At 36.5% G+C, this 23,311-nt stretch carries 21 protein-coding genes; 20 read left to right on the forward strand and 1 reads right to left on the reverse strand.

Translation table 11 applies throughout. The annotated features are described in order from the left end of the window. Nucleotides 1-82: 82 nt before the first annotated feature. The 8 genes from ACQV2Q_RS01840 (at nucleotide 83) to ACQV2Q_RS01875 (ending at nucleotide 8,656) form a co-directional block, all read left to right on the forward strand. Complete coding sequence (locus ACQV2Q_RS01840; RefSeq protein ID WP_428873923.1) at nucleotides 83-421, forward strand: metal-sulfur cluster assembly factor; 339 nt, start codon at nucleotides 83-85, stop codon at nucleotides 419-421. Further along, on the forward strand, nucleotides 421-1,263 hold the full coding sequence (locus ACQV2Q_RS01845) for a serine aminopeptidase domain-containing protein (protein WP_428875826.1): 843 nt from the start codon (nucleotides 421-423) through the stop codon (nucleotides 1,261-1,263). The genes ACQV2Q_RS01840 and ACQV2Q_RS01845 overlap by 1 nt, the downstream gene beginning before the upstream one ends. 16 nt (nucleotides 1,264-1,279) lie before the next feature. Further along, a complete protein-coding gene (locus tag ACQV2Q_RS01850; RefSeq protein ID WP_428873925.1) occupies nucleotides 1,280-1,645 on the forward strand; it encodes a hypothetical protein in 366 nt (121 codons plus the stop codon). A gap of 157 nt (nucleotides 1,646-1,802) precedes the next feature. Beyond that, nucleotides 1,803-4,415: an ATP-dependent chaperone ClpB gene (gene clpB, locus ACQV2Q_RS01855; protein WP_428873926.1), complete on the forward strand. Its 2,613-nt coding sequence runs from the start codon at nucleotides 1,803-1,805 to the stop codon at nucleotides 4,413-4,415. A gap of 157 nt (nucleotides 4,416-4,572) precedes the next feature. Then, the gene (locus ACQV2Q_RS01860; protein WP_428873927.1) at nucleotides 4,573-5,796 is read left to right on the forward strand and encodes an AI-2E family transporter; all 1,224 of its coding nucleotides are present in this window, start codon (nucleotides 4,573-4,575) and stop codon (nucleotides 5,794-5,796) included. 532 nt (nucleotides 5,797-6,328) lie between these two features. Next, entirely contained in the window at nucleotides 6,329-6,940 is a 612-nt protein-coding gene (locus ACQV2Q_RS01865; RefSeq protein WP_428875442.1) for an NfeD family protein, read from the forward strand. A 31-nt stretch (nucleotides 6,941-6,971) separates the two neighbouring features. Beyond that, entirely contained in the window at nucleotides 6,972-7,943 is a 972-nt protein-coding gene (gene floA, locus ACQV2Q_RS01870; protein ID WP_428873958.1) for a flotillin-like protein FloA, read from the forward strand. Nucleotides 7,944-8,014: 71 nt separating this feature from the next. Continuing rightward, the gene (locus ACQV2Q_RS01875; RefSeq protein WP_428881741.1) at nucleotides 8,015-8,656 is read left to right on the forward strand and encodes a hypothetical protein; all 642 of its coding nucleotides are present in this window, start codon (nucleotides 8,015-8,017) and stop codon (nucleotides 8,654-8,656) included. Nucleotides 8,657-8,671: 15 nt separating this feature from the next. Here the strand turns inward: ACQV2Q_RS01875 and ACQV2Q_RS01880 are convergent, their stop codons facing one another. Beyond that, complete coding sequence (locus tag ACQV2Q_RS01880; RefSeq protein ID WP_428875440.1) at nucleotides 8,672-9,889, reverse strand: Mbeg1-like protein; 1,218 nt, start codon at nucleotides 9,887-9,889, stop codon at nucleotides 8,672-8,674. A 253-nt stretch (nucleotides 9,890-10,142) separates the two neighbouring features. On the opposite strand from ACQV2Q_RS01880, the gene rpsB reads away from it, so the two are divergent. The 12 genes from rpsB to ACQV2Q_RS01940 all read left to right on the forward strand — a co-directional run bounded on the left by rpsB (nucleotide 10,143) and on the right by ACQV2Q_RS01940 (nucleotide 23,304). After that, on the forward strand, nucleotides 10,143-10,946 hold the full coding sequence (gene rpsB, locus ACQV2Q_RS01885; protein ID WP_428873931.1) for a 30S ribosomal protein S2: 804 nt from the start codon (nucleotides 10,143-10,145) through the stop codon (nucleotides 10,944-10,946). A gap of 152 nt (nucleotides 10,947-11,098) precedes the next feature. After that, the gene (gene tsf / locus ACQV2Q_RS01890; protein WP_428873932.1) at nucleotides 11,099-11,980 is read left to right on the forward strand and encodes a translation elongation factor Ts; all 882 of its coding nucleotides are present in this window, start codon (nucleotides 11,099-11,101) and stop codon (nucleotides 11,978-11,980) included. Between the two features lie 68 nt (nucleotides 11,981-12,048). Next, entirely contained in the window at nucleotides 12,049-12,777 is a 729-nt protein-coding gene (gene pyrH, locus ACQV2Q_RS01895; protein ID WP_428873933.1) for a UMP kinase, read from the forward strand. A 69-nt stretch (nucleotides 12,778-12,846) separates the two neighbouring features. Further along, entirely contained in the window at nucleotides 12,847-13,407 is a 561-nt protein-coding gene (frr, locus tag ACQV2Q_RS01900) for a ribosome recycling factor (RefSeq protein ID WP_428873934.1), read from the forward strand. Between the two features lie 156 nt (nucleotides 13,408-13,563). Further along, on the forward strand, nucleotides 13,564-14,289 hold the full coding sequence (locus tag ACQV2Q_RS01905) for an isoprenyl transferase (RefSeq protein ID WP_428873935.1): 726 nt from the start codon (nucleotides 13,564-13,566) through the stop codon (nucleotides 14,287-14,289). A 25-nt stretch (nucleotides 14,290-14,314) separates the two neighbouring features. Next, entirely contained in the window at nucleotides 14,315-15,112 is a 798-nt protein-coding gene (locus ACQV2Q_RS01910) for a phosphatidate cytidylyltransferase (protein WP_428873936.1), read from the forward strand. Nucleotides 15,113-15,130: 18 nt separating this feature from the next. Beyond that, nucleotides 15,131-16,384, forward strand: a complete 1,254-nt coding sequence (rseP, locus tag ACQV2Q_RS01915) for an RIP metalloprotease RseP (protein ID WP_428875326.1) — start codon at nucleotides 15,131-15,133, stop codon at nucleotides 16,382-16,384. An 84-nt stretch (nucleotides 16,385-16,468) separates the two neighbouring features. Continuing rightward, a complete protein-coding gene (locus ACQV2Q_RS01920) occupies nucleotides 16,469-20,782 on the forward strand; it encodes a PolC-type DNA polymerase III (RefSeq protein ID WP_428881743.1) in 4,314 nt (1,437 codons plus the stop codon). Nucleotides 20,783-20,898: 116 nt separating this feature from the next. After that, the gene (gene rimP, locus ACQV2Q_RS01925) at nucleotides 20,899-21,372 is read left to right on the forward strand and encodes a ribosome maturation factor RimP (protein WP_428875324.1); all 474 of its coding nucleotides are present in this window, start codon (nucleotides 20,899-20,901) and stop codon (nucleotides 21,370-21,372) included. Between the two features lie 24 nt (nucleotides 21,373-21,396). After that, nucleotides 21,397-22,650, forward strand: coding sequence for a transcription termination factor NusA (nusA, locus tag ACQV2Q_RS01930; RefSeq protein WP_428881745.1), 1,254 nt, complete (start codon nucleotides 21,397-21,399; stop codon nucleotides 22,648-22,650). A gap of 34 nt (nucleotides 22,651-22,684) precedes the next feature. Further along, complete coding sequence (gene rnpM / locus ACQV2Q_RS01935; RefSeq protein ID WP_428873941.1) at nucleotides 22,685-22,981, forward strand: RNase P modulator RnpM; 297 nt, start codon at nucleotides 22,685-22,687, stop codon at nucleotides 22,979-22,981. Then, the gene (locus ACQV2Q_RS01940) at nucleotides 22,978-23,304 is read left to right on the forward strand and encodes a L7Ae/L30e/S12e/Gadd45 family ribosomal protein (protein ID WP_428873942.1); all 327 of its coding nucleotides are present in this window, start codon (nucleotides 22,978-22,980) and stop codon (nucleotides 23,302-23,304) included. Before rnpM ends, ACQV2Q_RS01940 begins: the two co-directional genes overlap by 4 nt. Nucleotides 23,305-23,311 lie beyond the last annotated feature (7 nt).

Here is a 23,311-nt window from a genome sequence, read left to right on the forward strand (position 1 = left end):
AAGCTTAAGGGCAACTATTCATGATTATTGGCTAAAAGCTTGAATTGATGTAGAATGAAAACAAAGAAAGTGAGGCGTTTGAATGGATTTAGAAAAAATGCGCGACACAAAAAGTTTAAATGATGAAGAACGTATGATTGTGGATCGTTTATCGAATGTGATTGACCCTGAATTAGGGGTCGATTTAATTAATTTAGGTTTGATTTATCGAGCCGATTTAACTGAAGAGGGGATTTTAAAGATTTTATTAACTCTAACTACTCCAATGTGCCCAATGGCAGATGTTATTGTGGATGAATTAAATGGAACTTTCGAAGATGTTCCTCAAGTTAATAATGTTGAAGTTACTATTACTTTTGATCCACCCTGGTCTTTAGATAAATTATCACGCTATGCCAAGATAGCTTTAGGAGTGATGTAATGGATATCATGGTTTCTGATTTTGTGATTGAAGATGGGCCATTTGGCCCTCTTCCAGGACGGACTCTATCTCCTAGTGAGCAAGTGAATCAGCCCTTACCACTTGTTTTTTTCTATCATGGATGGACCAACTCAGCTGGTGAACATTTACATTTTGGTATGGAAATTGCCCGACAAGGCTTTCGAGTAGTCATGCCAGATGCCTATTTACATGGGAAAAGAGGGGATAGAAAGTCGCTAGAATTGCAAGGTTTTTTAATGGCTCTTCGAGCTAATATAGAAGAATTTCCATTATTATTCGACCATTTTAAATCGACGATTAAGGATAATTTTGTGGCAGTTTCGGGAATGTCAATGGGAGCAATGACCACTTTACTTTTACTCAGTAGACACCCATTTCTTTCAGCAGCCGTTTCCTTAATGGGGAGTGCGCACATTTCTAAGTTGATTGATCAAAATATTATTAATAACCAGTCATCATCTAATCAAAGTCTAACGAATAATCAACTTTTAAAAGAAACACATAAAGAATTTGCCATTATTTATCAGTCAGATTTAAGTAAGCAAGCCGAAAAGATAGCCAATCGCCCTTTATATATTTGGCATGGCGAAAATGATCCGCTTGTTCCTTATCAAGATACGGTAGAATTTGTGGAATCCATCATCGATCAACCCTATAGTCAAAATACATACTTCAACCACGAACCTGCTTATCATCGGGTTCCATTTAAAGAAATTGTTAAGATGGCCAGCTTTTTAAAGGCAGCTTCTCTTAAAGAGATCGATCAGATATGGGAGTACGTAGAAAAGCTATCTTTAGAAAGAAAAGATTTTTTTGAATAATAAGAAAGGTGATTGCTTGCAAAAAACTAAACAATGGTTAGACCATCGGGTGGATTTAAGTTCTTATATTGAAAAAGTTAGCCAAGACCAAATCAATCAATTGGTTTTCAAACTGATTCTTCTTTTACCCTCCTCAATGATCGCCACAGATATTCGTAGTGGCTTTCCGCTCTTAATCAGTATCGAAAGGAATCGAATTAAGGATATAGTCTTACAACGAATCTCTCTATTAATTGAAGAATATGCACTTGACCTCTCAGACTGGCATCAATTAAATTTTATAATTGATCAGAGTCAAAAGACTATTAAGAAATATTATCAGGATCATTCATTGATTGATTTAGATTCTATACAAGTGGAAATTAATTACTTTTTAAAATAATTTAAGTAATTTAGTAGAAGTTTATTTTTTCCTAAAAATTTTGCCCCAACCTATTGACCATTCCTGACCAATAGGTTATACTCAATTTAAGCTCTTTGAGAGAGCTTTTAATATAGATTAAATAATTTGACCAATTCTGACCTTAAGGAGTGAGAATATGATAGAAAAAATGACAACCACTTTGCAAAGCGCCATAGCTGAAGCGCAACAAATTGCTATTAGAAGACAGCACCAAGAGATTGATATCCCGCATTTATGGCGTATATTTATTCAAGCAGACCATTATGCTGCAAAATTATATGAAGACATAGGTGTTGATCGGTCGGCTTTTCAAGCAGTGATTGAAGGAGAAATTGATCAATTACCTCAAGTTGCCGGTCAAAATATTCAATATGGCCAACACTTTAGTCAAAGATTTACTCAGTTATTGAATGACGCCAGTCAAATAGCAAAGAAATATAAGGACGAATACTTAGCCACTGAAGTGATTCTACTAGCTTTATATAAGCAAAAAAATAATCCTTTGACCAAATGGTTAAACCAAAAGGCTATTAATGAGTCCCTACTAAGAGAAAGAATTGAGAAATTAAGAGGGGGAGATCGTGTGACATCACAAAACCAAGAAGAGACTTATGAGTCTCTAGATAAATATGCAACGAATCTTAATGATGCGGTTAAAAATAATAAGCTGGATCCAGTAATCGGTCGTGATGAAGAAATTCGTGATGTTATCAGAATTTTATCTAGAAAAACCAAGAACAATCCGATTCTAATTGGTGAGCCAGGTGTAGGTAAAACAGCCATTATCGAAGGATTGGCCCATCGAATTGTTCGCAAAGATGTTCCCGAAAACTTAAAAGATAAGGAACTTTATTCCTTAGATATGGGCTCCTTAATAGCAGGAGCAAAATATCGTGGAGAATTTGAGGAACGTTTAAAAGCCGTTCTTAAAGAGGTAAAAGAATCCGAAGGGAGAATTTTACTCTTCATTGATGAGATTCATACCATTGTTGGTGCAGGTAAGACAGAAGGATCGATGGACGCTGGTAATTTGTTAAAACCGATGCTAGCAAGGGGAGAGTTGCACTGTATTGGTGCGACAACCTTAGACGAGTATCGTGAAAACATTGAAAAAGATAAGGCCTTAGAACGTCGATTCCAGCGCGTTTTAGTCCAAGAACCAACAGTTGAAGATACTATTTCTATCCTAAGAGGTCTAAAGGAACGTTACGAGATTCACCATGGGGTCAATATCCATGATAATGCCTTAGTGGCCGCTGCAACCTTATCACATCGATATATTACCGATCGTTTCTTACCAGATAAGGCAATTGACTTAGTTGACGAGGCATCTGCTACTATTCGCGTAGAAATGAATTCTATGCCAACTGAAATGGATGCTGTCAACCGACGGTTAATGCAATTAGAAATTGAAGAGGCTGCCTTGAAAAAAGAATCTGATGAGGCTTCTAAGAAACGTTTAGAAAATCTTCAAGAAGAATTGGCTGATTTAAGAGAAGAAGCCAATCAACTGAAAATGCGTTGGGAAGTAGAAAAAGAAGCTTCTAACGCTTTAAGAGATAAGCGAGAAGCCTTAGATAATGCGCGTAGACAGTTAGAAGAAGCTCAGAGTAATTATGATCTTGAAGCAGCGGCTCGCTTACAGCATGGCGAAATTCCGCATTTAGAGCAAGAATTAAAAGAGTTAGAGGCTAAAGCAGAAGAAACTTTACAGTCTGATACTGAACGGTTAACTCAAGAACGTGTGACTGACGTTGAAATAGCCAAAGTAGTTGAAAGATTAACTGGTATTCCAGTCAGTCGCTTAGTTGAAGGAGAAAGAACCAAGTTAATGCACTTGGATCAAACGCTTCATCAAAGAGTGATGGGGCAAGATGAAGCGGTAGAAAAAGTAACACAAGCTATCCTAAGATCAAGAGCTGGTTTGCAAGATCCACGTAAACCAATTGGTTCCTTCCTCTTCCTAGGTCCAACCGGTGTTGGTAAAACAGAATTAGCCAAGTCCTTGGCCGAAGTCTTATTCGATGATGAAAACCACATGGTTCGAATCGATATGTCTGAGTACATGGAGAAGCATTCCGTTTCTCGTTTAGTCGGGGCCCCTCCAGGTTATATTGGTTATGAAGAAGGTGGCCAATTAACAGAAGCTGTAAGACGTAGTCCATATTCCATTGTCTTATTAGACGAGATTGAAAAAGCTCACCCAGATGTTTTTAATATTCTCTTACAAGTTTTAGATGATGGCCGTCTGACTGATTCTAAAGGTCGTGTTGTAGATTTCAAAAACACTGTTTTAATCATGACTTCTAATATTGCTTCTCATTTATTATTAGAAGGAGTGAGTGATAAGGGAGAAATTCTAGCTGAAGTAGAAACACAAGTAAATCAAGCCTTAAGCAACCACTTTAAACCTGAATTTCTCAACCGAATTGATGATGTCGTTCTCTTTAAACCTTTAACTCGAGCAGATTTACAAGGTGTAGTAGAGAAATTCTTAAAAGATTTACGTCATCGTTTGGCTTATCAGGAAATTGAACTCCAATTAACCTCAGAAGCCATCAATTGGCTAGCGGATAAAGGTTATGATCCGATTTATGGAGCCCGTCCTTTATTACGTTTTATTACTAAAGAATTGGAAAATCCATTAGCTAAAGCGATTATAGCGGGTGATATTCTGCCAAACTCACTTGTAAAAGTGGATTTAGCTAATGATCATTTGCAATTTGAAGGGTTAGCATCCGGTAATTAATTGCCAAATCTTCTAATTAAATCTTTTACTATAAGTTAAGGTCCTGATTGATTATCAGGGCCTTTTTTACAATTAAACTAGTGAAAACATACCTTCTAAATGGTGTAAAAAGGACTAAAAGATGCTAGAATAGAATGCATGAGAAAGGGGAATGCTTTTGAAACAAATTGATAGATTAGATAAAATTGTTGTTCGCTACATCTTTTTAATTGCTGGTTTAGTCTTAGCAATCTTTAATTATGATGTGATTTTTTCATGGATTAATCGTTTAGGCCAAGTTTTTTTACCGATTCTTTCGGGCCTCGCGATTGCTTATGTTTTAAATATTTTAATGGTGCGTTATGAAGACTTGCTAAAGAAAGTCTCAGATAAAAGTTGGATTAAACCCTACCGACGCCCGATCGCCATTCTTTTGTCTCTTATAACAATTATTTTAGTATTGTTATTTGTCTTAGGCTTGGTCTTACCACAAGTTTACAATGTAATTACAGAGTTTATTACAGCTGTTCCCTTTCAAATTACTCGCATAGAAGAAGCACTTACCAATCTTGAGAAAATGTTACCAGCAGAATCGATGGAATTCTTAGACCGTTTTGAAATAAATTGGGCTGATATTCTTAAAAGTATTCAAGATATGGGAAATCGATTTATCACTGGAGTAGTAAATACCACCCTCTCTACGGTCGGTTCTTTAACTTCTATTATTATTAATGGAGTATTGGCCTTCATTTTCTCTATCTATTTACTGTTATCGAAAGAAAAACTAATGGACCAATTTTTAAGAATCGTTACCACTTATACTAGTAAGCCGGTATCACGCAGAATATTTTATGTGTTAACGACATTGAATGACTCTTTTAAACATTTCTTTACAGGATCTGTGATTGAAGCAATCATATTAGGTTTTTTAGTTACCGTAGGTATGTGGATCTTTAGATTTCCTTATGCTGGAATGATTGGATCTCTAACTGGTTTCTTTGCTTTGGTTCCTATGCTAGGCGCTTATATTTCAGGAGCTATTGGTGCCTTATTAATTTCAGTGCAATCGGTTCCCCAGGCATTATGGTTTATTATCTTTATCATTCTCATCCAGCAATTCGAAGGAAATGTCATTTATCCACGAGTTGTGGGAGGATCGATAGGATTGCCAGGTATGTGGGTTTTATTCGCTGTAACCATTGGCGGGGGACTATACGGAGTAGCTGGTATGTTGCTAGGAGTTCCGATAGCTTCCGCTATCTACAAAATAATTAAGCGCGATGTCCTAGAGCGTGAGACTTATTCTTACGAAGAAAGACAAAAGTTATTACATATTGCTAAATACGACTCTTTTAAGCAAGTAGCTGATGATAATCAAGAGTCAAATCAAGATTTTAATTAATTTTATTAAACTCCCTCCCTGATTTAGGCACTGACCCCAAATAGTGAGGCAAACATAAAAACACCTCCGTTGAATTCGTGTGAAATGAATTTAATGGAGGTGTTTGATTAGGGTTAATCACCTAGCTTACTCTGCAGAAACAAAATCGAAATGTATTGAAATGAAAAATGAAGGCCGGACTAATAATCAAATAATAGATGAATGAAACATTAAGAACACGTCTCAAGTAAAAATTTGCTGGCCTTGGGATCGTTAAAGTCAAACCTAGCGCTTCAATCAAGCCGGCGGTAAACAATAGACTTATGGCAAAGGATTCGAAGAACTTAGCGAGATAAATCCACTCAAAATCGAATTAAAACGCCAACAAGCAGCCTAACAAAGGTGTTTTTATTCTGTCCTATTTATGGGGTGCAGTGCCTACCCTTAATTAGGAGTTTTTATTTAAATATGAAATTATAAGACTTTAGTTCGCATGATTTTGCTACTAATGAAAGCAATTTCATGATATAATTTAATTAAAGGAGGTGGTTTCATGCTTATAAGTTTTTTTCTAGCAATTAGTGCTTTAGTAGTATCATTATATACGCGCTGGACTTGGTTATTATGGTCCATTGCAGCTGTTCTTTTTGCCATGTTTTTTGGGATAGAAGGCCAGGCAATATTGCACTATTTAATCTTTATGATTGGTGTCATATTGCTGATTCTTGAGGTGTATATACCAGATTTAGGTTTAACAGGATCAGTTGGCTTAATCGCTTTTATTTTAGGTTTATGGCTAAAGTTTCAAGATTTATCGACTGTTACTCTAATTGTATTAGCTAGCTTAGCGATTGTTCTCATTTTATTCTTGATTTTTAATAAGATGGGTTACAATTTGCAGTTTAGTCCCGATTTTATCTTGGATAAAGCAATTAACAAAGATGCAAATTCCAATTCAGAGACTAAGGATCATACTTATCTTGCAAGCTTAGTTGGTAAAGAAGGAATAACGGTAGGAGGCTTGAGGCCGGTTGGTAAAATAAAAGTCGATGATCATTATTTTGAAGCATACAGTCTAGAAGAGATGATAGCTGCTAACCAACCGATTAAAATTGTCAAAGTTGTTGACAAAAAAATTTATGTAAGGAGCGAAATGAATGGATAATTTTTATCTGGATGAAGGGTCACCCATAGTGATGACTGTAGTTATTATTTTATTACTGATTTTCTTGATTTCAGTGTTCTTAAGATTTGTTCCAATTGGCTTATGGGTAACTGCTTATTTTTCCGGCGCTAAAGTTTCAATAGGTGATTTAATAGGGATGCGCTTAAGAAGAGTTAAGCCTGCTTATATTGTTAATCCCTTAATTAAAGCCACCAAAGCCGGTGTACCGATTACAACTGATCAATTAGAAGCTCATTTTTTAGCAGGTGGAGACGTTAACCAAGTGGTTGATGCCTTGATAGCTGCCCAGCGTGCTAATATTGATTTAGAGTTCGAACAAGCTGCCGCTATTGATTTAGCAGGGCGAAATGTTTTTGAAGCCGTTCAAGTTTCAGTTAACCCGAAGGTTATTGAAACACCGGTTATTGCAGGTGTAGCTATGGATGGTATTGAAGTTAAAGCCAAAGCTAAAGTTACTGTACGTGCTAATATTGAACGATTAGTAGGTGGTGCGGGTGAAGAAACAATCATTGCCCGTGTAGGGGAAGGTATTGTAACGACTGTAGGTTCAGCTTCGACCCACTCCATTGTATTGGAAAATCCCGATTCCATTTCGCAAACAATCCTTAGAAAAGGTTTAGACTCAGGAACTGCTTTTGAAATACTTTCGATTGATATTGCTGACGTTGACGTCGGCCGTAATATTGGAGCTAAATTACAAACCGATCAAGCGGAAGCAGATAAGAAGATTGCTCAAGCTAAGGCTGAAGAGCGTCGTGCAGTAGCCGTTGCTCAAGAGCAAGAAAATATTGCCGAAGTTCAGAAAATGCGTGCCAAGGTGGTTGAAGCGGAATCTCAAGTTCCTCTAGCTGTTGCTGAAGCCTTCCGTAATGGGCGTATCGGTATTAAGGATTATTATGATTTAGAAAATATTCAATCAGATACACAAATGCGTGAATCGATTGCAAAAAGTGGTACGCCACATAATAATGAAAATGAGTGATTATAATGGGATTTTTTGAAATAATAATTCTGGGATTTATTATCAACTATTTCGGTTCAAAAATAAAAAAAATGAATCGTCAGAATGGTTCTTTTGATTCCATTAAGGATAAAATGTTTCAAAGTTTAGATCAATTAGAAACAACTACTTATCATGAAAAGTATCCCAATCTCGATAATTTCTTTGAGACCGATGAAGAATCAGAGAAAAAATTTGAATCAGAAGTTAATAAAATTCAAGAAGGAAAGATTGATGTAGATTCTCAAACAATCGATCGTTTAAAAAGAAAATATCGAAAGGATATTCAATCTTTTTCTAACGATTTAAAAAAACAAGTAAATCAATTGATTGAGCAAGGTCCTCAAGCAGTTAAAGATAAAGCTATTCAATTGTCGGCATATCACCCTAACCGTGAAAAATTATTAGAAATTGCTAAATACTACGAGGATTTTGTGAATGAATTTCAAGAGCATCCTAGCAAAGGAGATTTAATCGCTAAATCTTCAACGGTTACCCAAGATTTTAATGATTTTTCTGATATGGACTATGAAATGGAACAATTCATTATTGAAGGGGAAGAGTTAGCTGAGTTTAGTCAACCAATGCAGGTTCAACGATTAAGCTCTCGAGAGGATTCTACCAACCATTCCAATCAGTTAAAAGAAGCCATTATATGGTCAGAAATTCTAGGACCGCCTAGGTCTAGAAAATAAAAAAATCCTATTCTGTTATTTATCAGAATAGGATTTTTTTTTATCGCTGCCAAAGGCATTATAAAATACTTTTACCATTTGTTTAAAGTTCTTTCGCGCTTCGATAATCGATTGATTGAGATTTATTAAATGATATTGTCTTAAATCATTTCTAAAAAATTGAATATACTGTTTAGCAAAATCACGCAAATCCTTTTGCAAGGATGGGTCAAATTGCCTAAAACGGTAATGAACTTTGTTAAGATAATAGGTTGGCTGATTAATGAGTTGGTTAATCGATTGCGCTTCACAGGCATCAATTAAGTCAATTAGAGCAGAGATAATACGTTTTCGTCTGGCGGGAGAGTTTCGCAAGATCCAGTTTTTATTGATTTGATTGATACTTTGGCTGGTGATTGTTAATTGTTTCGCTCGTTGAAATTGTTTCCCTTCAATTTTCCAATTTGCTAGATTATGTTGCATCAGTCCACGCTTTTTACTTTTAATTATAATGGCTTTTTGATCATGGAAAAGCAAGTTACCAATAATACTATCTTCAGGAATAATACGGATATGCTTTTGGTTCACACGTTTCATCTTATTTTGACGCAAGTTAACGGTATGAAAGCCAGGTGAATCCAAAGTGTAAATTATTTTAATCTGACTAATAGTTTCAAGAGACATTTGGCTAGCTGCATAGAGAGCTAAGTGGCCTCCTTTAGAATGTCCTCCTAATATTAAATGACTGGTTGGATGAGCTTGAATGACTTTTTCAAGGTATTGGCTCGCAATAATTTGTGCCGGAATGGATGATTGGTAGGTGAGGATGATATCCTCCTTCCAACCTACTATCATGTCATCGGTGCCACGAAAAGAAACGAAAAGGAAGTTGTTTCCTAAATCTACTAATAGAAAGGCTGACTGAGTTTCTAATTTAAAGTCTATTGAGTTTAAAAAACCACTAATTCTTAAATTTTTAAACCGACGATAGTCTGCGATTTTTTTAATCAGTTGACTCCTAAAAGGATTGGCCATTGTTTGATCGGTTTCTTGAAAATATTGGTTAAAGGGTTGGTATAGTCTAGCTAGATGCTTAAAAGTTAAACCATCTTTAAAATCCATTGAATCGGTAAAAAACCGATCGATAGGGAGGTAGGTTAGTTCTAAGATAATCGCAGCATCTAGTTCATTAAAGGGTTCCTCTTGAAAGCTTAATTGACCATATTGCTCTAAATAAGTATATAATGATGACATGCTGACACCTCCTAGCTCTTAGTTTAGCCGAATGGAGCGTTATAAAGCAAATGTATGAGTGAAAAAAGTAAAGTTGAATTAAAATAGTTTAAAAGCAAAAATTCATTTGCATTTTTTGATCGAATAGCTTATATTTATAAGAGTGCTTAGGCACAATTCACACGTTAGTGGATAGTTACTAGGGTGCTCTCATGAGTCTAATAGCTAAATGAAACTAGCGGAGGAAAATACAAAACCAAAAGGAGTTTATAATATGGCAGTTATTTCAATGAAACAATTGTTAGAAGCTGGTGTGCACTTTGGACACCAAACACGTCGCTGGAATCCTAAAATGAAACGTTACATCTTTACAGAACGTAACGGTATTTACATCATCGACTTACAAAAAACGGTTAAGTTGGTAGATGAAGCATATAATTTCATGCGAGATGCAGTTGCTGATGGTGGCGTTGCTTTGTTCGTAGGCACTAAAAAGCAAGCTCAGCAAGCAATTGAAGAACAAGCTGAAAGAGCAGGTCAGTACTACATTAACCACCGTTGGTTAGGTGGCTTATTAACAAACTGGGATACCATCCAAGGACGTATTCGTCGTCTAAAAGCTTTAGAGCAAATGGAAGTAGATGGAACTTTCGATGTGCTTCCTAAAAAAGAGGTCGGTGAATTACGTAAAGAGTGGGATCGATTAGAAAAATTCTTAGGTGGTATCAAAGATATGCCAAGAATACCTGACGTGATCTTTATCGTAGACCCACGCAAAGAGCGTATCGCGGTTCAAGAGGCTCGTAAATTAAATATTCCAATTGTTGCGATGGTGGACACTAACTGTGACCCTGATGAGATTGACTATGTTATTCCAGCAAACGATGATGCCATTCGTGCCATTAAATTAATTACAAGCTCTATGGCAGAAGCAACAATTGAAGCAAATCAAGGTCAAATTGACGTGGACACTGATGAGCAAGGGGATAGCCAATTCTTTGATAACTTATTTGACAACAAGGAAGAAAATACAGAATCAGAAGAAGCTGAAAGCTCTCCAGCGACTGAAGCTGAATAAATAAATTAAGAAAAGCTGTCAAAAGTTGCCAAGCATCTTTAGACAGCTTTTTTATGAAAATACATACATTAGGCTTTAGCAAGCTGAATAATTTTGATATAATAATTAAGGTAGCACATTATTGAATGATATTTCCAAGGAGGATTTTATAGATGGCAAAAGTAACTGCAAAACAAGTAAAAGAATTACGTGATATGACTGGTGTTGGAATGATGGATGCTAAGAAAGCCTTAGTTGAAGTTGATGGAGATATGGACAAAGCAGTCGACTTATTACGTGAAAAAGGACTTGCAAAGGCTGCTAAGAAAGCAGACCGTATCGCTGCAGAAGGTTTAACTGCAAGCTATATTGATGGAAATACTGCTGCATTAGTTGAAGTAAACTCTGAAACAGACTTTGTTTCAAAAAATGACAAGTTCATTACATTAGTTAATGATATTGTAAAAGCTGTTGCTGAAGGTAAACCAGCTGATATGGAAGCAGCCAATGCCTTGGAAGTTAATGGACAAACAATCGCAGAATTAATTACAGAATCAACTATTGTAATTGGTGAAAAACTTTCTTTCCGTCGCTTTGCCCTTTTAAATAAAGGGGATAATGATGTCTTCGGTGAATATTCTCACCAAGGAGGACGGATTGGTGTTTTAACTGTCGTTGCAGATTCTAAAGATGAAGATGTAGCTAAAGACGTTGCGATGCATGTTGCTGCAATCAACCCTAAATACCTAAATCGTGAAGATGTAGATGCTGAAGTAATTGAACGCGAAAAAACTGTTCAACGCGAGCTAACATTAAACGAAGGCAAGCCTGAAAAGATTGTCGACAAGATTGTTGAAGGTCGTATGAATAAGTTCTACGGCGAAATCGTATTGAACGAGCAAGCTTTCGTTAAAGATGGCGATCAAAAAGTTGCAGATTATGTTGGTGCTAAAGGGGGTAAAGTTACTGAGTATGTACGTTTTGAAGTTGGAGAAGGAATTGAAAAACGTAAAGATAACTTTGCTGAAGAAGTAGCCGCTCAAATGGGCAAGTAATTTACAACATTTAATAGAGACCCCAGTTTTTGCTGGGGTCTTTTTAAAGGAAAAGAAGGGTGAGAATAATGGTTAAAACAAAATATCAAAGAGCAATTCTAAAACTGAGTGGAGAGGCTTTAGCAGGTGAAAATGGATTTGGCATTGACCCTGCGACAGTCCGTTCAATTACCCAACAACTTAAAGAAGTTTATCAATTAGGCATTGAAATAGCTATTGTTGTAGGGGGCGGAAATATTTGGCGTGGATCGATTGGTGCTGAAATGGGAATGGACCGGGCACAAGCAGATTATATGGGTATGTTAGCAACTGTAATGAATGCTTTATCCTTGCAAGATGCATTAGAAAATCTGGATGTCCCTTCAAGAGTTCAAACATCTATTGAAATGCGTGCTGTAGCTGAGCCTTATATTCGCAGACGTGCGATTCGTCATCTTCAAAAGGGTCGAGTAGTTATTTTCGCTGGTGGTACTGGTAACCCTTATTTCACAACAGATACCACTGCTGCTTTGAGAGCGGCTGAAATTGAAGCAGACGTTATTCTGATGGCTAAAAACAATGTGGATGGTGTTTACAGTGCAGATCCAAAGACGGATGAAACAGCTACTAAATATGAAAATTTAACCCACTTGGATGTTATCTCTAAAGGCTTAAAAGTAATGGATTCTACGGCTTCTTCCTTGTCTATGGATAACAACATTCCATTAGTTGTCTTTAACTTAAACGAACCTGGGAATATTAAACGTGTCATTCTTGGTGAAAATATTGGAACAACTGTTGGAAATAATCATGATTAGTTCTAACTTTTCTTACAATGCTTAAATATGGTATAATAAAATAACTATGGATCATATAGGAGGAAGAAAATGGCTGCTGATAATATATTAAAAAATACTGAAAGCCGAATGCAAAAATCAATTGAAGCTTTTCAACGTGAATTAGGAACTATTCGCGCTGGAGTTGCTAATGCTAGTATTTTAGACCGTGTCATGGTTGAATACTATGGAACACCTACGGCATTAAACCAGTTAGCTTCAATTAATACACCTGAAGCAAGAATGTTAGTAATTTCACCTTATGATAAGAGTTCGCTTCAAGATATTGAGCGTGCAATCATGATGAGTGATGTGGGAATTACACCTACAAATGACGGTGAAGTTATTCGTCTTGTGATACCTGCATTGACTAAAGAAAGACGAGAAGAATTAGTTAAAGTAATCGGTAAAGAACAAGAAAATGCAAAAGTTTCAGTAAGAAATATTCGTCGAGATGCAATGGATGAAGCTAAGCGACTTGAAAAAGATAGTGAAATTACTGAAGATGAATTAAAACGTTATGAAAAGGATATTCAGCAAATAACTGATAATGCGACTAAGGAAATTGATCGCCTAACTTCAGTTAAAGAAGATGAAATCAGAAATAACTAAAAACCGACCAAAAATCAAGTCAAGAAGTCTTGACTTGATTTTTTATTATGAATGACTAGAATTTTATGATTAAACAACTTCTTCTAGTTTTCTTTTAATATACAATTTCTTTCTGCTATAATTAAAAGGTATTTATGCTACTGAAAGGAAACAACCATGAATTTAGATAATATGAAGATCCCTAACCATGTTGCAATTATTATGGATGGTAACGGTCGCTGGGCTAAAAAGCGTTTTTTACCTCGAGTAATGGGGCATAAAAAGGGAGTCGAGACCATCAAAAAAATTACCATTCGTGCACACCAACTTAAAATCAAGGTATTAACGGTTTATGCTTTTTCTACAGAGAATTGGGCGCGTCCCAAGGATGAAGTGGATTACTTAATGTCTTTGCCAAAAGACTTTTTTGAATCCTTCATGCCTCAATTAATGGAAAATAATGTTAAAGTTACCTATATTGGTAATGCTAATCGTTTACCTGAAGAAACTAAGAAAATCTTAGATCGAGCAGTAGAAAAAACGCAGGATAATAGTGGATTGATTTTAAACATTGCTTTAAATTATGGTGGACGTCAAGAGATAGTCCAAGCCATTCAAAGTATTAGTCAGGCAGTTTTAAAAAATGAAATAAAGCCAGAAGAAATTACCGAAGAATTAGTTGATCAGTCTCTAATGACTCAAGATCTTGCTTCATACTCAAATCCAGACTTGATGATTCGAACTTCTGGTGAATTAAGACTCAGCAATTTCTTATTATGGCAATTAGCTTATAGTGAATTCTATTTTACAAAGGTCTTATGGCCTGATTTTTCAACTGAAGACTTTGATCAAGCGATTGCAGCTTATAGTGAAAGACAGAGAAGATTCGGTAAAATCTCTTAAATGTTAGAAAGGAGTAGGGATCAAAATGAAACAAAGAATCATTACAGCAATTATTGGGATCTCTATTTATCTACCATTTGTCATCTTGGGTGGGAAATGGTTTAGCTATTGTATAATGTTGTTGGGTGCAATAGCCTTGTACGAAATGGCTGAGATGAAAAAAATCGATTATTTAAATGAAATAGGCTTAATATCAACTTTAGCCTTAGCCTCGGTCCTCTTACCAGAGAAATATTTTGGTCCTATTTTTTCTGAAGCAGACCCCTTGATGATTTTTTATTTAGCAGGAATGTTATTGTTGATTTTGACGGTTTATAATTATCAACGTTTTAATTTTGTAGATGCATCCACTTTAATTTTTGCTTCGCTTTATATAGGTTTTGGCTTTCGTTATTTAATAATGATTAGAGACCTTGGTTTAACGACTATTCTATATGTTCTTTTGGTGATTTGGTCAACGGATACTGGAGCTTATTTAATAGGTAGAAAGTATGGGAAGAATAAGCTGGCTCCCAGAATAAGTCCTAACAAAACAGTAGAAGGAGCTTTGGGTGGCGTAGCAACCGCTTTTGTAGTCGCTAGTATTTACAGTCTCTTTTTTACTGTTGAAATAAAAAACCCACAATATCTTGGCTTTTTAACCATTCTTATCTCTATAGCTGGTCAGTTCGGTGATTTAGTAGAATCCGCCTATAAGAGAGACTTTGGTGTGAAAGATTCGGGCAAATTACTTCCAGGACATGGGGGAGTATTGGATCGTTTTGATTCAACAATATTTGCCAGCATCATGTTTGTTGTATGGAATAACTTTTTAGGTGTTTAATTAGAAATGGAGTAAGCGATGTTAAAAACAGTTTTAGTTTTCTTAATTATCTTTTCGATTATTGTGATTATTCATGAGTTTGGGCACTTATATTGGGCTAAAAAAGCAGGCATCTTAGTGAGAGAATTTTCACTAGGGATGGGACCTAAAATCTTTTCAAAACAAGCCGAAGATGGGACAACCTACACTATTCGTGCTTTACCAATGGGAGGTTATGTTCGTTTAGCTGGTTTAAATGAAGAAGCTGAAGTTCAACCGGGACAATCTTTAGGTTTAACTTTCAATGAACAAAATAAGGTTATTAAAATTAACCTTAGTGAGACTAGTGATATCAATGAACTACCTGTTCGATTAGATAAGGCCGATTTGGTAAATGAGATGACTCTTGAAGTTTATGAACAAGGGGAAGAATTTCTTAAAACTTATCATGTCCATCCTCAAGCAGAAATCATTGAAAAAGATGGAACCATTATTCGTGTAGCCCCCTTAGCAACGCGTTATGAATCAGTTCCAGTTTGGCATAAGATTCTCACTAATTTTGGTGGGCCACTTAATAACTTTATCTTATCGATTGTTGCTTTTGCGATAGTCGGTTTAATGCTTCCAGGAATTCCTACCACTACCAATCAAATAGGTCAAGTGGTTGAGGGCAGTCCTGCTGCAGGAGCTGGTTTGCAAGCTGGGGATCGAATCACTAAAGTTAATGAAGAAGAGACCAAAGATTGGCAAGGCTTAGTGGATTTAATTGCCCAATACCCTAAAGAGACAGTACGATTAGAAATTCAAAGACAAGACCAAGTCATTAAAAAAGAACTCCAATTGGAGGAGAATGAATTGGGATATGGTTCGTTAGGAATTACCGTCAGTCAATCGACATCGCTTAAAGATCGTTTGTTTTTTGGTTTTACAGCTACCTATCGAACTTTCATCATGGTCCTTTCGGCCTTGGCTACATTATTTTCACGTGGTTTTGATTTAAATATGTTAGGAGGACCTGTGGCAATGGCTCAGGCAACTAGCACGGTTGCTAATGAAGGCTTGATCGATATGGTTGCTTTTCTTGCCTCCTTATCCACCAATCTAGGAATTGTTAATTTATTACCGATACCGGCATTAGATGGAGGGAAAATTGTCCTGAACTTAATTGAATTAGTTAGAGGTAAAGCTCTCAGCCAAGAAAAAGAAGGTTTAGTTACCATGGTAGGGGTTGTTTTAGTATTGATTTTGATGATTGCAGTTACTTGGAATGACATTATGCGAGCATTTTTCTAGGAACAAAATCCCTGTCTTTTACGGGTTTTTTTAAGTGATGCATTGTAAAATTAAATGCGACACAAGTAAAAAGAAAGGATTCATATGAGCAAAGAAAAAACTTTATTCGATGTTTTATTGGAGCAACTAAACATTACAGATCCAGACATTCTAAGTGCATTAGCAGGAGGTCAAATTGAGCAAGTGGAAGTTTTAGCAGACAGCCAACGCTGGATTTTTCATTTGAGATTCCCACAGCGGATTCACCCAGACCTCTATTACTTATTACTAACTACTATGCGACAGGCTTTTGCTCAAATAGTAGAAACCGAAATATGGTGGCACTTTGATAAGGCTGAAACTGATAATCGTCAGTTAATTGAGGATTATTGGGAAAAAATAAAAACTGTTATTATGAATGAGACACCTTTTTTAAGAGTTTGTTTACAAGATGCCTCCATTTCTTATGATGCAAGTACAAAACTATTTGAAATAGGTTTAGCGAGTCAGAGTCAAGTAGATACATTTGATAATAAATACGATCACATAATTAAAAGACACTTTGATCAAGTAGGCTTTAAAGGAATAAAAATCATTTACTATGTTGATCAATCCTTAAGCGATGCCACTCATTTAACAACTAAACAGCGTTTAGAAGAATTGGATCATCAAAACCTACTAGAAGCGATTGAAAATGAAGAGAAAAAACAAGAAAAGCAGAAACAATCAGTCAATATTAGTGAAATTAAGCCAGTAGGAAAAGACATCCCTAATATCACAGCTACTCCTATTATTGATTTGCCAGAAAATCAATACAAACAAGTAATCGAAGGGTATGTCTTCGCCAATGATATCCGTGATTTACGATCGGGAGAAATTTTATCCATCATGAAAGTGACGGATTATACTTCCTCTGTGGCTGTCAAATTAATTTCTGGACGACGCTTAACTAAGGAGCAAATTCATCAGTTTCAAGTAGGAGACTGGCTGAGAATGGAAGGGGATATGGTCCCAGATAATTATTCTGGTGAACTAGATTTTAGGCCTCGTTCGATTCGTAAGTTAAATCCTAAAAAACGTCAAGATAGCTTTGAAGGTCAAAAAAGAGTAGAGCTCCATTTACATTCTAATATGTCTCAAATGGATGCGACCAATAGTGTTTCAGATTATATTAAAACAGCGGCTCGATGGGGACATTCAGCTATAGCTATTACCGACCACGCTGGTGCTCAAGCTTTCCCAGAAGCTTATTATGCGGGTAAAGAAAACGATATTAAAGTGATTTACGGTATTGAAGCTAATATTGTTAATGATGGTGAAGCTATTGCTTATAATGAAAGTGATCATGATCTTTCAGAAGCTAATTATGTTGTTTTTGACGTGGAAACGACCGGATTATCCTCTGTCTATGATCGTATGATTGAATTAGCTGCTGTTAAGATGCACAAGGGGAATGTAATTGATACTTTCGAGGCCTTTATTAATCCTGGTCATCCACTTTCATCCTTTACAACAGAACTGACAGGCATTACCGATGCTATGCTAGAAGATGCACCAAGTGAAAAAGAAGTAATAGACAAATTTTTAGCATTTACACAAGACACCATTTTGGTGGCACATAATGCTTCCTTTGATATGGGCTTTATTAATCAAGCCTATGTGCGTCATGGCATAGCTATGAATAATTTACCAGTGATTGATACACTTGCCCTATCAAGGTTGGTAAACCCTAATATAAAAGGACACCGATTGAACAATCTTGCCAAGCGTTACGGTGTAACTTTAGAACAACACCACCGAGCTATTTATGACTCGGAAACAACGGGTCATATCTTGTTTAAGTTACTAGAACAAGCCAATGAGCAATATCAAATGACCCACCATAATCTGTTGAATAAAGAGATGGGTAAAGGTGATGCATATAAACAGATAAGACCTTTTCATGCTACTTTAATTGCTAAAAATCAAGCAGGTCTCAAAGATCTCTTTAAATTGATTTCTATTTCCAATGTGGAGTATTTTTATCGCGAACCCAGAATACCACGGTCTGTCTTAAATCAGTATCGAGAAAATTTACTTGTCGGTTCCGCTTGCTCCAATGGAGAAGTTTTTACAACCTTGATGCAGAAGGGTTATCAAGAAGCTAGTGAATTAGTAGGATATTATGATTATTTAGAAATTCAACCCCCTTCTGTCTATGACACCCTGATTGAAGAAACCTTGATTAGATCTCGTGAAGATTTATTTAAGATCATGCAAGGAATGGTTAAGCTAGCCAATGAACATAACAAGTTACTAGTGGCTACTGGAGATGTTCACTACCTAGAAGAACGGGATTCGATTTACCGTGAAATATTACTCAAGTCTTTAAAACGCAATGCTAATCGCGACCTCCATTTCCCACCACTCCATTTTAGAACGACTAATGAGATGCTAGAAGAGTTTTCTTTCTTAGGAGAAGATTTGGCTTATGAATTAGTGGTAACTAATTCGAATAAAATAGCCGATTGGGTCGAAGACGACATTGAAGTGATCCACTCAAAACTATTCACACCAAATATTGAAGGCTCTGATCAAAAAATTCGTGATTTGGCCTATGGCAAGGCCTACGAAATGTATGGAAATCCTTTACCAGAATTAATTGAAAAAAGATTGGAAAAAGAATTACATTCGATTATCTCTAATGGATTTGCCGTTATTTATTTAATTTCGCAAAAGCTGGTTCTAAAATCCAATCAAGACGGCTATCTAGTTGGGTCAAGGGGATCCGTAGGTTCTAGTTTTGTAGCGACAATGACTGGAATAACCGAAGTTAATCCTTTAGTGCCACATTATTACTGTCCGGATTGTCATTACAACGAGTTTTTTAAGGATGGCTCAGTTGGATCAGGTTTTGATCTACCGCCTAAAGCCTGTCCATCATGTGGTAAAGATTTAAAGCGAGACGGACAGGATATACCGTTTGAGACATTCTTAGGTTTTAAAGGGGATAAGGTACCCGATATTGATCTTAACTTCTCTGGGGAATATCAACCGCAAGCTCATGCTTATACTAAAGTTTTATTTGGAGAAGACCATGTCTTTCGTGCGGGGACTATCTCCACCGTTGCACAAAAGACGGCCTTTGGTTATGTGAAGGGTTATCTTGAAAATACCATGACCCAAGTGCCTCAAGCTGAAAAAGAGCGCTTGGCTAAAGGAATTGAAGGGGTGAAACGAACAACCGGCCAACACCCAGGTGGGATTATCGTTATTCCTGAGTATATGGATGTTTATGACTTTACGCCTATACAATTTCCAGCCGAAGATATTCATTCAGAATGGCGCACGACTCACTTTGACTTCCATTCTATTCATGATAATGTGCTGAAATTAGATATATTAGGACACGATGATCCGACCATGATACGTTTCTTACAGGATATTTCAGGTATTGATCCTCAAGATATTCCATTCTCTGATCCTGATGTGATGTCTTTGTTCTCAGGTCCTGAAGTCTTAGGTGTCACAAAAGAGCAAATTTTTTCTGATACAGGTACTTTAGGGGTACCAGAATTTGGGACCAGTTTTGTCAGAGGGATGCTGACTCAGACCAAGCCGTCAACTTTTGCGGAGTTGTTACAAATTTCTGGTTTATCGCATGGTACGGATGTCTGGTTGGGCAATGCTGAGGAGTTGATTCAAAAGAATATTGTACCCTTAGCTAAGGTAATTGGTTGTCGTGACGATATCATGGTGACACTGATGCAATATGGATTAGAAGATTCCTTAGCCTTTAAAATAATGGAACATGTTCGTAAAGGAAGAGGAATTCCTGATGACTGGCAAGCTGAAATGCGAGCGAATAATGTTCCAGAATGGTATATCGACTCTTGTCTGAAGATTAAGTATATGTTCCCTAAGGCTCACGCGGCTGCATACATCATGATGGCACTGAGGGTGGCATACTTCAAAGTTCACTATCCTAAATTTTATTATGCGGCTTACTTTTCGGTAAGGGCATCAGACTTTGATATCATTGCCATGCATCAAGGCAAGGAAATGGTTAAACATCGCTTAAGAGAAATTATGGCCAAGGGAATGGATGCTTCAGTAAAAGAAAATAGCTTGCGAACTGTTTTAGAACTAGCGAATGAAATGCTAGAAAGAGGGATAACTTTCCAAATGATTAATTTGGAAAAATCAGACGCCACTAAATTTATTATCGATGGCGAGAGTTTGATCCCTCCTTTTAGAACAATTCCTGGTTTGGGAATAGGGGCCGCTAAATCGATTGTAGAAGCTAGAGAGCAAGCAGCCTTTATTTCTAAAGAAGACTTACAAAAACGTGGTAAAGTTTCAAAAACAATTATGGAATATTTAGAAGAGAATGGTGTTTTAGCTGATTTACCAGATGAAGACCAGCTGTCACTCTTCTAACTTGTTGATGAATAGATAATATGATATACTCTATTTAGCAAATTATTCGAGGAGGAGTGGGCGGAAACGCTCGCTCTTTTATTATTCAACCAAAATAAAAATGAAGAGGTGAATTGATGAGTATTGTGATAGACAAAGTTCAGCCGCTAGTGGAGCCAATTATCGCATCCTTAGATTGTCAACTTATTGATATTGAATATCTAAAAGAAGGAAAGCATTGGTTTCTCCGTATCTATGCTGATAAGGAAGGGGGCATTGATTTAGATCATTGTGCTTTAATTTCAGAAAAAATTTCTGAAGTTTTAGACACTATGCAACCAGATCCTTTTCCGGAAGCTTACTTTTTAGAAGTTTCCTCACCAGGAGCTGAAAGACCTTTGAAAAATGAAGAGCAAATTCGGTCAGCCATTGGTGAATATGTCCACTTTGATTACTATGCCCCTCAATACGGTGAAAAACAACATGAGGGCGTTCTTTTAGATGTGACGGAGGATTATTATCTATTGAAGGTTCCAATTAAAACAGTCACTAAAGAACTTGAAATTAATAAGAAGGGTGTCGCTAAGGCAAGACTTGCTGTTAAGTTTTAGCAAGATGAGATAGGAGAGTTAAGTGTGAGCAAAGAATTAGTAAATGCCATGAAGGTTCTTGAAGCAGAAAAAGGGATAAAGCCTGAAGTTATTAAAGAAGCTTTAGAGTCTGCTTTGATTTTGGCCTACAAAAAAAATTATGATCAAGCACAAAATGTGGAAGTTATTTTTAACGAAGAAACCGGTGATATTAAAGTTTATTCAGTTAAGGAAGTTGTGGATATCAATTATGATTCTACTTTAGAAATTTCTCTAGAAGAAGCTTTGAAGATTAATCGTGCCTATGAAATAGGAGACAAGATTAAATTTGAAGTGACTCCTAAAGATTTCGGAAGAATTGCTACTCAAACCGCTAAACATGTCGTTATGCAAAGAATACGTGAGGCTGAAAGAGATATTATTTATGATGAATTTATTGTGCATCAAGATGAAATTTTAACAGGAATCATCGAACGTTCAGATGCTCGCAATGTTTATGTGAACTTAGGTAAAGTTGAAGCCATAATGCCGGCTAGTGAACAGATTCCAACTGAGCAATTTCAAATGGATGAACGGGTAAAAGTATACGTAGTCAAGGTAGATAAAACTAGTAAGGGGCCACAGATTGTTGTTTCACGCTCACATGCTGATTTCCTTAAAAGATTATTTGAGCAAGAAGTTCCGGAAATCTACGAAGGTGTTGTGGAAATAATCTCAATTGCTCGTGAAGCGGGCGACCGTTCGAAAGTTGCAGTTTCTTCGCGTGATTCTAATATTGATCCAGTTGGAACTTGTGTTGGTCCGAGAGGATCTCGAGTTCAAAGTATTGTCAATGAATTAAATGGTGAGAATATGGATATCATTCAATGGGATGAAGACCCCTCTACCTTCATAAAAAATGCTATGAATCCAGCAGAAGTGATTAATGTTGTGTTTGATGAAGATAATCATTCTTGTATTGTTGTGGTACCAGATTATCAGTTATCCTTAGCCATCGGTAAAAAAGGACAAAACGCTCGTTTAGCAGCTCGTTTAACTGGTTATAAGATTGATATTAAGTCTGAGACTAGCTATCAAGAATATTTAATTGAACAAAAAGCAGTTGAATCAACTGGACAAGAAGAATTAAATCTTACAGAGGATTTAGATAATCTTGAAGAAATGCTTCAAGAGACTTCCAGCCAGTTAGATGACGATCCAGCAGAAGCTGATTTAGAATATCGTGAATCGGCAGAGGAATCACTTGATGAAGAGCTGGAGCAAGCATTTGAAGAAACTGAAGAATCAGAGCAAGAATAAGCACTTAATTTATTAACATCAAAGGAGGATGGAAATGAGCCAAGCGAAAAAAAGAAAAGTTCCCATGCGCAAATGTGTTGTTACTGGTGAATCTCATCCCAAAAAAGATTTAATCCGTATTGTGAGAACCCCAGAAGGTACCATTGAAATAGACCCAACTGGTAAAAAGAATGGACGAGGAGCCTATATCTCCTTGGATCCAGAGTTAGCCATACAAGCGGAAAAGAAAAAAGTTTTTAATCGAACATTTGAAATGGAGATTGATAAAGAGTTTTATCAAGAACTTTATCGCTTTCTAGACCACCAAAAGGCGCGAAAAGAACTACTATGAGCCCAGAAGAAAAACAACTCAATTTATTAGGTTTGGCTCAAAGAGCCTCTAAGTTAATTTCCGGTGACGATTTAGTCACTAAAGCCACAAAGAACAAAAAAGTTAAACTTTTGATTTTAGCGATTGATGCCAGTGATTCCACTAGTGATCGCTACCATCGTTTGGCTAGTGAAAAAAAAATAGCCATTAATCATCGTTTTACAAAATATCAAATCAGCCATGCAATCGGCAAATCACGCACAATTTGCGGCATAACCGATCGAGGAATGGCTGAAAAATTTTTATCTTATGTGACAGGAGAAAATACAATGAATAATCAATAATACAAGA

The sequence above is a fragment of the Facklamia sp. P12950 genome (assembly GCF_050409465.1).
Classification (GTDB): Bacteria; Bacillota; Bacilli; order Lactobacillales; family Aerococcaceae; genus Facklamia.

Excerpts from the sequence above, each read along its gene's own strand:
- ACQV2Q_RS01840 (WP_428873923.1), top strand. The coding sequence starts at position 83 with ATGGATTTAGAAAAAATGCGCGACACAAAAAGTTTAAATGATGAAGAA.
- ACQV2Q_RS01845 (WP_428875826.1), top strand. The coding sequence starts at position 421 with ATGGATATCATGGTTTCTGATTTTGTGATTGAAGATGGGCCATTTGGC.
- clpB (WP_428873926.1), top strand. The coding sequence starts at position 1,803 with ATGATAGAAAAAATGACAACCACTTTGCAAAGCGCCATAGCTGAAGCG.
- ACQV2Q_RS01865 (WP_428875442.1), top strand. The coding sequence starts at position 6,329 with ATGCTTATAAGTTTTTTTCTAGCAATTAGTGCTTTAGTAGTATCATTA.
- floA (WP_428873958.1), top strand. The coding sequence starts at position 6,972 with ATGACTGTAGTTATTATTTTATTACTGATTTTCTTGATTTCAGTGTTC.
- ACQV2Q_RS01875 (WP_428881741.1), top strand. The coding sequence starts at position 8,015 with ATGAATCGTCAGAATGGTTCTTTTGATTCCATTAAGGATAAAATGTTT.
- ACQV2Q_RS01880 (WP_428875440.1), bottom strand. The coding sequence starts at position 9,889 with ATGTCATCATTATATACTTATTTAGAGCAATATGGTCAATTAAGCTTT.
- rpsB (WP_428873931.1), top strand. The coding sequence starts at position 10,143 with ATGGCAGTTATTTCAATGAAACAATTGTTAGAAGCTGGTGTGCACTTT.
- tsf (WP_428873932.1), top strand. The coding sequence starts at position 11,099 with ATGGCAAAAGTAACTGCAAAACAAGTAAAAGAATTACGTGATATGACT.
- pyrH (WP_428873933.1), top strand. The coding sequence starts at position 12,049 with ATGGTTAAAACAAAATATCAAAGAGCAATTCTAAAACTGAGTGGAGAG.
- frr (WP_428873934.1), top strand. The coding sequence starts at position 12,847 with ATGGCTGCTGATAATATATTAAAAAATACTGAAAGCCGAATGCAAAAA.
- ACQV2Q_RS01905 (WP_428873935.1), top strand. The coding sequence starts at position 13,564 with ATGAATTTAGATAATATGAAGATCCCTAACCATGTTGCAATTATTATG.
- ACQV2Q_RS01910 (WP_428873936.1), top strand. The coding sequence starts at position 14,315 with ATGAAACAAAGAATCATTACAGCAATTATTGGGATCTCTATTTATCTA.
- rseP (WP_428875326.1), top strand. The coding sequence starts at position 15,131 with ATGTTAAAAACAGTTTTAGTTTTCTTAATTATCTTTTCGATTATTGTG.
- ACQV2Q_RS01920 (WP_428881743.1), top strand. The coding sequence starts at position 16,469 with ATGAGCAAAGAAAAAACTTTATTCGATGTTTTATTGGAGCAACTAAAC.
- rimP (WP_428875324.1), top strand. The coding sequence starts at position 20,899 with ATGAGTATTGTGATAGACAAAGTTCAGCCGCTAGTGGAGCCAATTATC.
- rnpM (WP_428873941.1), top strand. The coding sequence starts at position 22,685 with ATGAGCCAAGCGAAAAAAAGAAAAGTTCCCATGCGCAAATGTGTTGTT.
- ACQV2Q_RS01940 (WP_428873942.1), top strand. The coding sequence starts at position 22,978 with ATGAGCCCAGAAGAAAAACAACTCAATTTATTAGGTTTGGCTCAAAGA.